This is a genomic window from Marivirga harenae (assembly GCF_030534335.1).
Classification (GTDB): domain Bacteria; phylum Bacteroidota; class Bacteroidia; order Cytophagales; family Cyclobacteriaceae; genus Marivirga; species Marivirga harenae.
This window is the reverse complement of record NZ_CP130565.1, coordinates 1,147,592-1,160,347: the sequence shown is the minus strand read 5'-3', so window position 1 is coordinate 1,160,347 and position 12,756 is coordinate 1,147,592. Positions and strand designations below refer to the sequence as shown.

General features: G+C 36.2%; 12 protein-coding genes. 10 read left to right on the top strand and 2 right to left on the bottom strand.

Features of this window, described 5'->3' with window-relative positions; all coding sequences use genetic code 11:
* The first annotated feature begins 323 nt into the window (after positions 1–323).
* The 3 genes from Q3Y49_RS04915 (at position 324) to Q3Y49_RS04905 (ending at position 2,676) form a co-directional block, all read left to right on the top strand.
* Positions 324–821 carry a DinB family protein gene (locus Q3Y49_RS04915; RefSeq protein WP_303271133.1) on the top strand — a complete coding sequence of 166 codons (498 nt, stop codon included), beginning with the start codon at positions 324–326 and terminating at the stop codon, positions 819–821.
* Between the two features lie 95 nt (positions 822–916).
* Complete coding sequence (gene gltX, locus Q3Y49_RS04910; protein WP_303271132.1) at positions 917–2,461, top strand: glutamate--tRNA ligase; 1,545 nt, start codon at positions 917–919, stop codon at positions 2,459–2,461.
* Positions 2,461–2,676 (top strand): hypothetical protein, encoded by a 216-nt coding sequence (locus tag Q3Y49_RS04905; RefSeq protein WP_303271131.1) that lies wholly within the window; start codon positions 2,461–2,463, stop codon positions 2,674–2,676. The genes gltX and Q3Y49_RS04905 overlap by 1 nt, the downstream gene beginning before the upstream one ends.
* A 77-nt stretch (positions 2,677–2,753) precedes the next feature.
* Here Q3Y49_RS04905 and Q3Y49_RS04900 read toward each other — a convergent pair whose 3' ends face one another.
* A complete protein-coding gene (locus Q3Y49_RS04900; protein WP_303271130.1) occupies positions 2,754–3,206 on the bottom strand; it encodes a 3D domain-containing protein in 453 nt (150 codons plus the stop codon).
* A 284-nt stretch (positions 3,207–3,490) separates the two neighbouring features.
* Between Q3Y49_RS04900 and Q3Y49_RS04895 the strand changes: the two genes are divergently transcribed.
* The 6 genes from Q3Y49_RS04895 to Q3Y49_RS04870 all read left to right on the top strand — a co-directional run bounded on the left by Q3Y49_RS04895 (position 3,491) and on the right by Q3Y49_RS04870 (position 10,868).
* Positions 3,491–4,060 (top strand): RNA polymerase sigma factor, encoded by a 570-nt coding sequence (locus Q3Y49_RS04895; protein WP_303271129.1) that lies wholly within the window; start codon positions 3,491–3,493, stop codon positions 4,058–4,060.
* Positions 4,057–4,806: an energy transducer TonB gene (locus tag Q3Y49_RS04890; protein WP_303271127.1), complete on the top strand. Its 750-nt coding sequence runs from the start codon at positions 4,057–4,059 to the stop codon at positions 4,804–4,806. Before Q3Y49_RS04895 ends, Q3Y49_RS04890 begins: the two co-directional genes overlap by 4 nt.
* Positions 4,803–7,271 carry a T9SS type B sorting domain-containing protein gene (locus Q3Y49_RS04885; protein WP_303271126.1) on the top strand — a complete coding sequence of 823 codons (2,469 nt, stop codon included), beginning with the start codon at positions 4,803–4,805 and terminating at the stop codon, positions 7,269–7,271. Before Q3Y49_RS04890 ends, Q3Y49_RS04885 begins: the two co-directional genes overlap by 4 nt.
* Before the next feature lie 6 nt (positions 7,272–7,277).
* Entirely contained in the window at positions 7,278–8,765 is a 1,488-nt protein-coding gene (locus Q3Y49_RS04880) for a PorP/SprF family type IX secretion system membrane protein (RefSeq protein WP_303271125.1), read from the top strand.
* A gap of 33 nt (positions 8,766–8,798) precedes the next feature.
* The gene (locus tag Q3Y49_RS04875) at positions 8,799–9,575 is read left to right on the top strand and encodes a TIGR00266 family protein (protein WP_303271124.1); all 777 of its coding nucleotides are present in this window, start codon (positions 8,799–8,801) and stop codon (positions 9,573–9,575) included.
* A gap of 177 nt (positions 9,576–9,752) precedes the next feature.
* The gene (locus Q3Y49_RS04870) at positions 9,753–10,868 is read left to right on the top strand and encodes a pyridoxal phosphate-dependent aminotransferase (RefSeq protein ID WP_303271123.1); all 1,116 of its coding nucleotides are present in this window, start codon (positions 9,753–9,755) and stop codon (positions 10,866–10,868) included.
* A gap of 5 nt (positions 10,869–10,873) precedes the next feature.
* Here the strand turns inward: Q3Y49_RS04870 and Q3Y49_RS04865 are convergent, their stop codons facing one another.
* Entirely contained in the window at positions 10,874–11,521 is a 648-nt protein-coding gene (locus Q3Y49_RS04865; protein WP_303271122.1) for a DUF4230 domain-containing protein, read from the bottom strand.
* 47 nt (positions 11,522–11,568) lie between these two features.
* Between Q3Y49_RS04865 and Q3Y49_RS04860 the strand changes: the two genes are divergently transcribed.
* A complete protein-coding gene (locus tag Q3Y49_RS04860) occupies positions 11,569–12,591 on the top strand; it encodes a radical SAM/SPASM domain-containing protein (protein WP_303271120.1) in 1,023 nt (340 codons plus the stop codon).
* Positions 12,592–12,756: the final 165 nt, after the last annotated feature.

Below are 12,756 nucleotides of genomic sequence, written 5' to 3'. Positions count from 1 at the left end.
TGACTATTCCTTTTTTAATATATCAAGCAATTAATCATGGAAGAGAGAATAAGGTAAAGTATTTCAACTCTAAGAGATACGGCTGAAAACTATATAATCTAGCTATCACAATGTAAAACAATGCGCTTCAGCAGTTTCAAGCAAGTTTAGTACTTAATCTCCGTAATTTTTGGCAATTAGAGCAAATGCTACCTTCAACCTACTTCTGGTTCAAACAGCAAGCCATTGGTAGTAAAATAAAATTTGCTAACTTCATCGCCTTAATTTAAATATGACGCACGGATTTTTACACGGGCACGATTTAAAATGAAAACCAAATCCAAATGCAAAACGACAGATACATAGACTATGCCGATTACAATATTTGGGCAAACAACAGATTTATTGAGAGTCTCTCAAAACATGAGGAAGATTTGCTTAGTCAACAAATAGAATCCAGTTTTCCGAGCATCATGAAAACAATTTTTCATATCTGGATGGCTGAAATGGGTTGGCTTTCTAGGCTAGAAGGATATGGTTGGGAAACATCCAAAATCATAAACTTTTCAGGAAATGCAAATGAAATGTTTAAGGCTTGGCAGTCAACTTCTCTAAGCTTTAAAGAATTCGTAGAAAATACAGATTTAGAACAAAAGCTTGATTTTGAGCATAAAGGAGAATCATTTTCAATTCCATTTCGAGAAATAGCGCAAACTGTTTTTAACCATGGAAGCTACCATAGAGGTCAACTGGTAATGATGATGCGTCAGTTGGGCATTACCGATATTCCTAAAACTGATTATATTGAATGGGTTAGGGAAAAAGCAAGAGCAAATCGGTAAACATATAAACTACTTATAAGTATTGTTTGCTAGGGTACAACTTTTAAACATTATTCCTTAATTTTGCACCCCAAAATGCATAAAAATATAATCTCATGAGTCAAGCTGTACGCGTACGTTTTGCCCCTAGTCCTACTGGCCCTCTGCATATAGGCGGAGTTAGAACGGCTTTATATAATTACCTATTTGCTAAAAAAATGGGAGGTCAATTCATCCTAAGAATTGAGGATACCGACCAAAACCGATATGTAGATGGAGCTGAAGATTATATTCATCAAACATTGAAATGGTTAGGGATAACCCCTGACGAAAGCCCATGGAATGATGAGGGTGAAGTTGGACCTTACCGACAAAGCGAGCGGAAAGAGATTTATGCCCAGTATGCCCAGCAATTATTAGATGAAGATAAGGCTTATTATGCTTTTGATACTTCGGAAGAGTTGGATGAAATGCGTGAGCGATTAAAAGCGGCCCGAGTGGACACTCCTCAATATAATGCCATCACTCGAATGCAAATGAAAAATTCCCTGACTTTATCAAAAGAGGAAGTAGAAGCCAAATTGGGAGCAGGTGAACCTTACGTGATCCGTCTAAAAGTCCCTAGAAAAGAAGAAGTACGTTTAAATGATAAAGTAAGAGGTTGGGTAATGGTTCATTCTACCCAAATAGATGATAAAATCTTAATGAAATCGGACGGGATGCCGACTTACCATCTAGCCAATGTGGTGGATGACCATTTGATGGGAATTACACATGTTATCCGTGGTGAGGAATGGTTGCCTTCTGCGCCTTTGCATGTTTTGCTATATCAATTTTTAGGTTGGGAAGATACCATGCCTGAATTTGCTCATTTACCTTTATTATTGAAACCTGATGGCAACGGGAAATTAAGTAAGCGTGATGCTGAAAAGCATGGGTTTCCCATTTTTCCAATGGAATGGAAAGATCCTGCATCTGGAGAATTTTTGGCAGGCTTTAAAGAAGAAGGTTATCTTCCCGATGCATTATTAAACTTCTTGGCATTCTTGGGTTGGAACCCAGGTAATGAACAAGAGATTTTTAATTTGAAAGAATTGATTGAAGCATTTACAATCGAAAGAATTGGAAAAGCAGGAGCTAAGTTTGATATCCAAAAAGCTAAATGGTTCAATGAACAATACCTAAAAAACAAGCCCAATTCAGAACTAGCGGAATATCTTAAGAAAGATGCTGAGGCCAATGGGATTATGGTTTCTCAAGAGAAATTAGAGCGAATTGTTCATGCATTGAAAGAAAGGGTGACTTTCCCAACTGAGTTTTGGACACAAGGTCAATATTTCTTCCAAAAGCCGGATAGCTATGATGAAAAAGTGGTCCGTAAAAAGTGGAATGCTGATGTTGATAAAGCTCTAAGTTTATATGCAGATGCGTTGGACAAAGTAAATCATTTAGATGCAGGAAATGCCAAGGCTACTTTTTCTTCTGTTCTAGAGGAAGAAGGAATAGGCATGGGGAAAGTCATGCAATCACTTAGAGTTAGCATTACTGGCGAAGCAGGTGGACCTGATTTAATGGAGATTATTGAGATTTTAGGCAAGCAAGAAATAACAGAAAGGATCCGTTTAGCGTTAGATAAGCTAAAGGACCAAATTTCTGAATAATGTCTAAAAATAAGGAAGCAAATAAGAAGGATAAAAAACCTAGTGTTAACCCGAAACTCGAAGGCTTTGATGTCAAAATAGATTCCTTTGGTGAAATTCAGACTAGCTTTGATATTGACAGAATTAATCAGTTCTTAAATAAAGAAGTAGAAGATAAAAAACTAAAGGATAGAGATGACATTGAGGGTTTGAAAAATCGGGATGAGGAAGAATAATTTTATTAGTATTAAAAAGGAAAGGCAACGGAAGTTGTCTTTCCTTTTTAATGGTACTGGTGACTATATTATTTTACTTACTCCTTTATTGTTTTTTCAGGCTCAATAGGGACATATATCTCAACTTGCTGTTTGCCCCAGTTTCTAGCAGCCTGTTCATCTAATCCCATGTAAATATCAATTTTTCGAGTCCAGCGCTTATTCATTTTATCCAAAACTTTAAATGAACCTTCCAAACCTTCAATTTGTATAATGGAATTATGATCCAATAGGCCCTCTTTTAGAAAATCTCTAGAAATAGCAATAGCTTTCATACCAGGTTTCAAAGTATCTCCCCATGCGGCAATCGCAGGATTTCCTTTTTTTGTTTGTGCTTCAACGGAGTTATAAGCCGTGGAAGTAACTTGAATAGTGTCATACTGGATTTCGGTTTTTTCTTCTGTTTCATCCGATTCTCCTGAAGGACCACATGATGTAAGCAATGCCACAACTATTAATGTCAGATATATTTGATTAGTAGAGTTTAGCATAATTTATTGATGTTTTTCGATAGCACCCGATCTTTAATTACGAATGAGTTCAACTTACATTAAGACATCATGAAGGCTATTTTGTTTAAAGTAGCTTGCTAAAAAAGTGCAGGTTTTGAATGGAAAAGTATGTTTTGAGTGTATGTATCTCTTAATTTAAGCAATTTTAGACAGATTGCCTAAAACGTCTTTTTGGGCAATTCAGATTATTTGCAAATTTCTTAGGGAAGTGGTGTATCTTTTTCCTCTTGACTGCATTGTATAGACAAATGAAATAAACCAAGTTGAACGAACTGATAAAATATAGCGAAAAGTTAATGCAAGAAGCCTCTGAAGAAGAGTGGATCGAAAGGGCGAAGGAAAATCCGAGATGGTTTGAGCCTTTATACGACAAGTATTTTGCATTGATTTTTAAGTTCTTATTCAAAAGACATGCTGATAAGGCTGTAAGCGGGGAAATCTGCTCTGAAGTTTTCTTTAAGGCCTTGATGAAGATCAAATCCTACAAAGACCGTGGTCATCCTTTTTCTTCATGGTTGTATAAAATTGCTTTAAATGAATCCAACCAGTTCTTTCGAAAGCAAAACCTTCAAAGAACTATTCCTATAGAATTACTGCAGTCGGAAATTTTCTTCGATGAGTTCCCACTTGAAGATTCAGAACAACATTTAGAACAATTGAAAAGAGCTATCAAAACGCTAAGACCAAAAGAGCTGGAAGTAATCGAATTACGATTTTTTAACGATCTATCCTTTAAAGAGGTAGGATCTGTGCTGAATATTACAGAAAACAATGCAAAGGTTAAATGTTATCGAATTCTGGATAAGCTTAGAATAAAAATGAAAGTAAAATGAGAAATAGATATCAATATACCGAACGCTTATCCAGCCTGTCTGAGGAGGAAGTGGTTCAATACAAAGACTTTAAATCTATTTTGGACAAACGAACTGAACATTTGCACAGAAGACAAGAATTTCGAAAGAAGCTGTTGAAAGCAGGCGTTTCGATCGCAATCCTAGCTGCAATTTCTACGGCACTGATCCTTTGGGAGAAACCCTCATCTAAAATGGATGAAGTAGTCGCCATTGAACTTCAGCATACTGATAAATTGATACTAAAAAATCAATCATTTAAAATCGAAATACCTAAGTCCAAGCAAACTGTAAATCCAAGTTTACAGTCTGTACCTCAAATCTCATCTGAAAAGGAGACGCTGAAGGCAAATAGAGAGGATAGGGCATGGGAAGAGGAAAGCAGTGATAATCCGGATTTCCAACTGGGCTATGAAAGAGCAGTCCCAATTGTGGGAATGGATTCACTATCAAAATACTTGAATACCAATCTTCAATATCCCGAAGAAGTGGATAAAACCGAAGGCGTTGAAGGCTCTGTAAATGTAATCTTTAGAATTTCTGAAGCAGGAGAACCGACACATATTGAAATTCAGAATTCCTTAGGAAAGGCTTTCGATGAGGAATGCATTCGCTTGATTTCTAAGATGCCAAAATGGAAGCCAGCTACGAGAAATGGTAAAGCTGTGGACTCAAGAGTAAGCTTACAACTATCTTTTAAAATTGACAAAGAAAATATAGAGAAATGAACAAGCTATCAACCTTAATTTATGCGCTTATTTTTATAAATCCAATTTGGTTATGTGGACAACAACTAAATAAAATAGATTCTGCACAGATTCCTGTCGAGAAAATTGTAAACTCTAACTGGCTTGATATCAATAACAATTCAATTCATGAGCTGGTCCTACAATCAGAAATAGGAGAAGATAGTACAATTTTGCTATCATTTGATTGGACAATCCAACGAGTAGATACTCTAAATAATCTGGTTCTAAGTTCCAATCCAGTTCAAATTAACGATATGGACAACAATAATCAATTGGATATTCTAGGATATACTCGAGACAGTGTAAATGATCTTAGCCTCACTATTTTGTATCAAGATGCTGGTGGCTTTGAAAGGGTCTTTCAAGAAAAATTTGAGGGTCTCCAAAAATTCTTTATTCAGGATTGGGACAAAGATGGACTGAAGGATTTGCTTCTGCTTCAGGAAAGTAACGATTCATTAGCTTTATCAATTTTGAAGAATAGTCCTGAGGGGATCGATACTGAGCAAGACCTGTTAACAAATTTGGCCCAGAATACTCAGCTCAACTTTTTGGATATAGATCAAAATGGTAGAATGGATATTTTACTTACTTCTAATAATTCCATTTTGCCGACTATTCCCAAATTAATTTTTAATCATAAGGATTCAATAGAAACCAGAGAGTCAAAACTTCCAAAAGCGTCTTTTAGTAGCATAGGTTTAGGGGATTATAATCATGATGGGAAGATGGACTTTTTTGCATCTACGGTTGCAAATGAGAACACTGCTGATCTTGCTGTTTTTATAAACGAAAATGCAGATTTTGAAAACAGCGTCTCTATCGATTTTCAGGATTTTGGTCCAAAATTTAGCTTTTTGGCTGATTTTAATTCAGATGGCTTAACAGATGTTTTCGTAAGTGATACGCTCAAATCAGCAATAATTTATCAAGGTATAGAAAATGAAATAGCACCTGAGATTATTCCAGATTCAGAGAATAGGATTTTCAATTTTTATGATGAGGATTTAGATGGAGACTTGGATATTTCTGCAATTTCGAAAGAAGCTAAGGATAGCTTGGGCGTTTCTATGGATCTAATAGATAATCAAACTCCTCAGGAAAATCTTCCTCCCTCAGTTCCAAGCTTTCATACTGCTTTTCAAACTTCAGAGGGAGTAATCATCGTTTGGAATGATGCTCAAGATGACCATACTTCAGCAAAAAACATTTCATACGACCTATTCATCGGGAAAAATTCTTATAACACTGAATTCCTAGCTCCTAATTTTGACATTAATAGTTCCCAAAGATTACAAACTGCTAGAGGGAACAATTTTTATGGAAATGAATTGAAATTTGATTCGATTTCAGCTGGCCAATATAGCTATGGAATTCAGCCAATCGATAATTCTCTTACCAGTAGAGTAATTGCAGGTTTATGCCCTCCAGGGTCAGGAGATCGATATATGGCTTATGGTGAATTTGAAATTTGTGAATCTATTGGGGAAAGCACGATCAAAACTTGTCTGGACAGTGAAATAGTTTTGGGGGACTCTTCTAAAGCTCGCTATTGGTATTCAGAAGAAGAAGGTTTCTTGGGTATATCAGATTCACTTTTTTTTACTGTAAAATCTGAGGATATCATTTATGCCAGAAATGTTGAATTCACGGATTGCGATAGCTATCATGCTTATACTATCAATATCATTGAAGAAGGTAATTTTGAATTGGAAGATATTGTCCTTTGCGAAGCTGATGAAATTGAATTGAATTTCAGTGGGGATGCCGATAGTATTAAGTGGTACTCACAAACCAAGGGATTTTTATCTGATGATTTTAATACTAGTATTCTCTTTGAAAATGAAGACCAAGTAAGATATGAGGCTTTTTTTAATGGATGCCTGATTGAAGGAGGGTTTTCAGTTCGTTTTGATAACAGCCAGGTGGAGATTACCAACAAAAGTTTCCAAATAAAAAGAGGAGGCAGCGTTCAATTGAACGCAACGGGAGCCATGAATTATGACTGGTTTCCTGCTATTTCCTTGAATCAGGATAATATTTCAAATCCAGTCGCTTCACCCGAAGTCACCACAAAATATATTGTTAGGGGGACATCACAGTTTGGGTGCACTTCTCAAGATACAATTGAAGTCAAAGTACTTCAAGAAGCTTTTATCCCTGAATTGTTTACACCAAACGGTGATTCTAGAAATGATCGGCTAAGGATTTTCGGACTGGCAGATATTGCTGAATTTGAATTTGTAGTGTTTGATCGAGAGGGAAATGTGGTTTTTAAAAGCAATAATGCGAGCAAAATGTCAACCACTGGTTGGGATGGTACAAAGGGAGGGAACAAAGCAGAAGCTGGAGTCTATTTTTGGCAAGTCAGAGGTCAATTTAAAGACGGAGAACCCATAAGGTTGAATGGTCAAGAAAAAGGCAAAGTCTTACTGAGTAAATAATCCAGAATGAAGAAAGTTCTATTCACATTATGTTTAGGTCTTATAGGGGGAGGCTGCTTTGGCCAAAATTTTATGCATGCTTTGTATGATTATACCCCAAACAGGGTAAATCCTGCTCTTGCCTCTTCTGACAATTATCAAAAAGGATTATTTATTTTTCGAAATCAGTATGCATCGAAGGACATAAAATTCATGACTTCTTATGCAGAGGGAAATCACCCTATTTTTAATGAAGAAAGAAGGTGGTCGGGAGTTTCAGTTTCTTTATTGAATGACCGGAACTATGGTGCTCAAATCTATAGCCTAAACCAAATTAGTGCGTCATATGCTATTAACGTTCCACTTCAAAAATACTCGGAATTTTCGATTGGACTGAATTCAAGCTTTCAAAGTAAATCTCTCAATACCCAGGGATTAACTACGGGAAGCCAATACATAGAATATTTCGGCTTCGATCCTGATCTGCCAAGTGGTGAGGGCCTAGGCACAATTAACAAAAACTATTTTTCTTTCGCTTTTGGATTATCGTGGCAAAAAGTAGACCGCTACGGAAAAACACTATTTTCGGCAGGATATGCTTTACATAATCTAAATAGACCGGAAGATTCGTTTTATGAAAGTAATGTGAATAAGCTGCCGTTTGTATCAATTTTAACGGCTTCAGCCACCTTAATGGAAAATTACCAATGGCATATTAAACAAGATGTGTTTTTGAGACATGCCGGCCCCGTAACTGAACTCGTGACGGGTCCATCGTTTCGGTATGTTCTCGGAAATATGGGGACGGAATCAATAAGAAGCATGCTACGGTATTCTTCTTCTAACAACATCATGCTTGGTGCAGTCTATGAATCTCAAAATTTCGCCTTTGGTGGAAGCTTTGATTTTAATGTTCTGAAAAACAATGTCAGTAATAGCGGAACATTTGAAATCATGCTGTCAATCAAGAGACTCAAAAGACCAAAGCGGAAAAGTAATTTGAGATTTAATTCTAGCAATGCTGAAAACGAGGTAGAGCGAGAAATAGAAAAAGAGGATAATTTTTCTACCAGTTCCCCTGTGGAAAATGAAGATAAGCAAAATGAAAAAGAGAAGGAAGAAAAAATAACCGTAAAAACAGAAGCGGGTACAATCACTTATTTGCCACATGAATTAGAAGATCTCAATTACAGTTTTCAATTCGATTTTGATGATTACAATCTTAACCAAAAAGACGAGCAGTATATCAAAGAGATGACGGAAATTATCCGGCAAAATAAAAGAGTCAAAGTGAAATTAGTAGGGCATACTGACAATGTGGGGACAGAAGAATATAATATGGAATTGGCTTTTGAGAGAGCGAAGAAAATTGGAATTATTCTTTTGAAAAATGGAGTGCCAAAGCGAAAGATAAAATTAGTATCAAGAGGAGAAGGTCAACCCATCTCAACAAATAAATCTAGTGAAGGGAGAGCCAAAAACAGAAGGGTTGAGATGCAATTGGTTTATGAATAATTTCTTATTTTAGCCATCAAAAATTTACAAATTATGCATTCACAATCACATGAAGTAGATTATAAGATTTTAGGCGATGGCGTTCAATTGGTTGAAATTGAATTAGACCCACAGGAAACAGTCATTGCTGAAGCAGGCGCGATGGTTTATATGGACGACTCCATTCAATTTGATACCAAAATGGGCGATGGCTCAAATCCCAATGAAGGCTTTTTAGGCAAATTAATGTCGGCCGGAAGTAGGATTTTTACTGGAGAATCTTTGTTTATGACCCACTTCACTCACCGAGGACAAGGTAAAGCGCATGTTGCTTTTGCAGGACCCTATCCTGGCACCGTTATACCTCTCGATTTAAAAAACCATTATAATAATGAGGTTATCGTTCAAAAAGATGGATTCTTATGTGCGGCCATGGGTACCAAGGTTTCCATTACATTAAACAGAAAGATAGGCTCAGGCCTCTTGGGAGGTGAAGGCTTCATCATGCAAAAGCTACAAGGAAATGGAAAAGCATTTGTACATGCCGGTGGAACTGTAATTGAAAAGGAATTAAATAATGAGACTTTAAGAGTAGATACGGGATGCGTGGTCGCCTATGAATCATCCTTAGATTTTGATATCCAAACAAGTGGTGGTATTAAATCGATGCTATTTGGTGGAGAAGGCATATTTTTGGCCACTCTAAAAGGAACTGGTAAAGTATGGTTGCAATCCATGCCGATTAGAAAGTTGATTCAAGCTATAGCTCCTTACAGTAAGAATTCCCGAAAGGAAGGGGGCTCTCTATTAGGCGAATTCTTAGAGAGATAAGATTTTAATTGGCAGAGGCAAATCGGATTGCTTCTGCCTTTATTCTGATAAATATTTTTATGAAACTAAATTCAGCATGAACTTGAATAGTTTCTGATGAATAGTAATGACCTATCCTTCTCAATGTCAATTAATTAGTTTTTATCACTATATTAGTAGAAACTAATCCCCTCCAAGATGAAAAATATTGACAGAAGACAATGGCTGAAATCAATTGGTCTCGCGGGCACTATGGCGTTTATCAACCCAGCCAATATGTTGTCAAGCGATAAGCAACATTCCTTTGCTACCTCCAAATCTGGATTAATTAGTCTAACGTCAAACGAAAATCCTTACGGTCCTTCACAAAAGGTTAGAAAAGCGATTACAGCATCCTTTGACAACACTTGTAGGTATCCTTTTGCCTACCTTAAAGCATTAGTGAGGAATATTGCCGAAAAAGAAGGAGTTCCTGAAAACTGTATTGTTGTAACTGGTGGTTCAACAGAGGGACTAAAAGCAAGTGGATTAACCTATGGACTTGGAGGTAGAGAAATAATTGCAGCCGACCCAACTTTTCAGGCCATGCTGAAATATGCAGAGAATTTTGGTGCTTATGTACATCGTGTGCCTGTAAATGATAAAATGGAACATGATTTGGAAGAAATGGCTAGCAGAGTAACAAGCAAAACTGGATTGATTTTTCTTTGTAACCCTAACAACCCAACAGGGACTTTACTGGATAAAGACAAGTTGAAAGACTTCTGTAATTCTCTCGAGAGCAAGGCAGTTATTTTTAGTGATGAAGCATATTACGACTATATAACTGATCCTGATTATCCTTCAATGGTGGAACTGGTAAAAGAAGGAAAAAATGTCATAGTGTCTAAAACTTTTTCCAAAGTTTATGGATTGGCAGGAATTAGAATTGGGTATTTGGTAGCTAGACCAGATATAGCCACGAGATTAAAGAGTAATGTAATGGCTATGACGAATGTCTTAGCAATTGCTGCCGCAAATGAAGCCATAAAAGATGATGAGTTTTATAAATTTAGTATCAGTAAAAATTACGAAGGAAAATCTTTAATTTACAGAACCCTTGACAAGCTCAAACTCTCCTATATCGAATCTCATACGAATTTTGTGTTCTTTCAATCCAATAAACATATCAGAGACTTAAGCACAGAAATGATGAATGCTGGAGTTGCTATTGGACGGCCTTTTCCACCCATGTATGACTGGGCTCGAATAAGCACGGGCACTATAGAAGAAGTAAATGCTTTTTGCCAGGCCTTAGAGAAGGTATACAGTTAGAATAACTAATCTAATTCGAATCTAATAGCATCCGGCTTCTCAGAAAAATTAAGAACAACTGTTACTCCAGTAATATTTTCTAAAAAGGGTTTAAGTACATTTCCACTCATAATTTTAGCATCGGCCAAAATTCCCGATTGCAAAGCGGCTTCTTTTACTTGTGCTTCCGCTTTGGCATACACTTCGTCTACAAATGCTCCTGCTTTTTTATGGTCTGAACTGGTCTTAAGATCATAGAACTTACTGTTTTCCAAATTCACTTTATAATAGCAAATTTCAGGTTGAGGCAAATTTACAATCAAAGTATCTTTTCTTAATTCGATATCTTCTTTTTTAATCTTTTGTAAATCAATACATGCCACGGCCTCACCATGCGCTATTAAAATTGCCTTTTGATCTTGACCTCCCGGAATATAGAAATAACCTAAATCTAAATATCTCTTGGCCACATTTTCCATCTCCACGACTTCCTTATAATTGTACTTCACCAATTCTAATTTGCCCAGTTTTTCAATTTCCTGGAGCACTAAAGTACTTTCAATTTGAGTTTTTTCAGGCGTTGTGTAATTACCTAAGCGCCTTAGCCACAGAAAAACCAAAAGTACCAGCACAATTATCCACGGAATTAATCGAATGATTGCTTTAAAGTTCATGGAGATTTATTAAGTTCGTTTTTGCATTGAGCATTACAATAAAATATATGCATTTTAAAGATAGCCTTAATCTACTGAAAAAGATAACATTTAAAAAAGCAGTAAACACTTTTTCATTACTGTGGAGCTATCATCAGTCTAAATCTTCAGGCTATTCTAGAATTAAGGGCAAACCTATTTCTATTGCTATTGAACCCACTACCTCTTGTAATTTACGCTGCCCTGAATGTCCTAGTGGTTTACGATCATTTTCCAGACCAGTTGGTATGCTGAAAGCGGAGACCTTCGAAAATATGCTGTTACAGTTGAAAGAGCATTTGATTTACATGCTGTTTTACTTTCAGGGAGAGCCCTATGTCAATAAAAATTTTCTTGATTTAGTGAAAATTGCCTCAAAACATAATATTTATACAGCCACATCAACCAACGCCCATTTTTTAGATGAAGAAACTTCAAAAAAAACAGTGGAGAGCGGATTGGATAGATTAATAATTTCTATTGATGGCGCCAAACAGGAAACATATGAATCTTATAGAATCGGAGGAAAGCTTGAAAAGGTATTAGATGGTACCAGAAACTTGATCAAGTGGAAGAAGAAGTTGAAATCTTCCACTCCTCATGTAATTTTTCAATTTTTGGTGGTCAAGCCAAACGAGCAAGATATCCCGCAAATTTATGAATTAGCAGAAGAGTTAGGTGTAGATGAAGTGAAGCTGAAAACAGCGCAGATTTATGATTATCAAAATGGTTCACCCCTAATACCTAATAATTCTAAGTATAGTCGCTACAAAAAGTTAGAGAATGGTTTATATACTATTAAAAATAAACTATTAAACCAGTGCTGGAAAATGTGGCATAGTTGTGTGGTTACTTGGGATGGTAGAGTGGTACCTTGTTGTTTTGATAAAGACGCGACTCATCAGTTTGGAAATCTAAATCAAGAGAGCTTTGACAACATTTGGCGCGGAAATAATTATAATGAATTTAGGAATAAGCTTTTAATATCAAGGAGGGAAATTGATATTTGCACTAATTGTACGGAAGGCACAAAAGTTTGGGCAGAGGATTAAAGCAATAAAGCAAAATCGGCAGACGTTTTAGTGTAACTGATTTAAAATTATTACATATTGGTCGAATTTGTACTAAAATACTTTAAAATTTCATTTTAATAGTTGAATTTAGTGGTTTGTTAGGTTATATTTACCTAGTTTTTATATATTGCATTGATATATAAG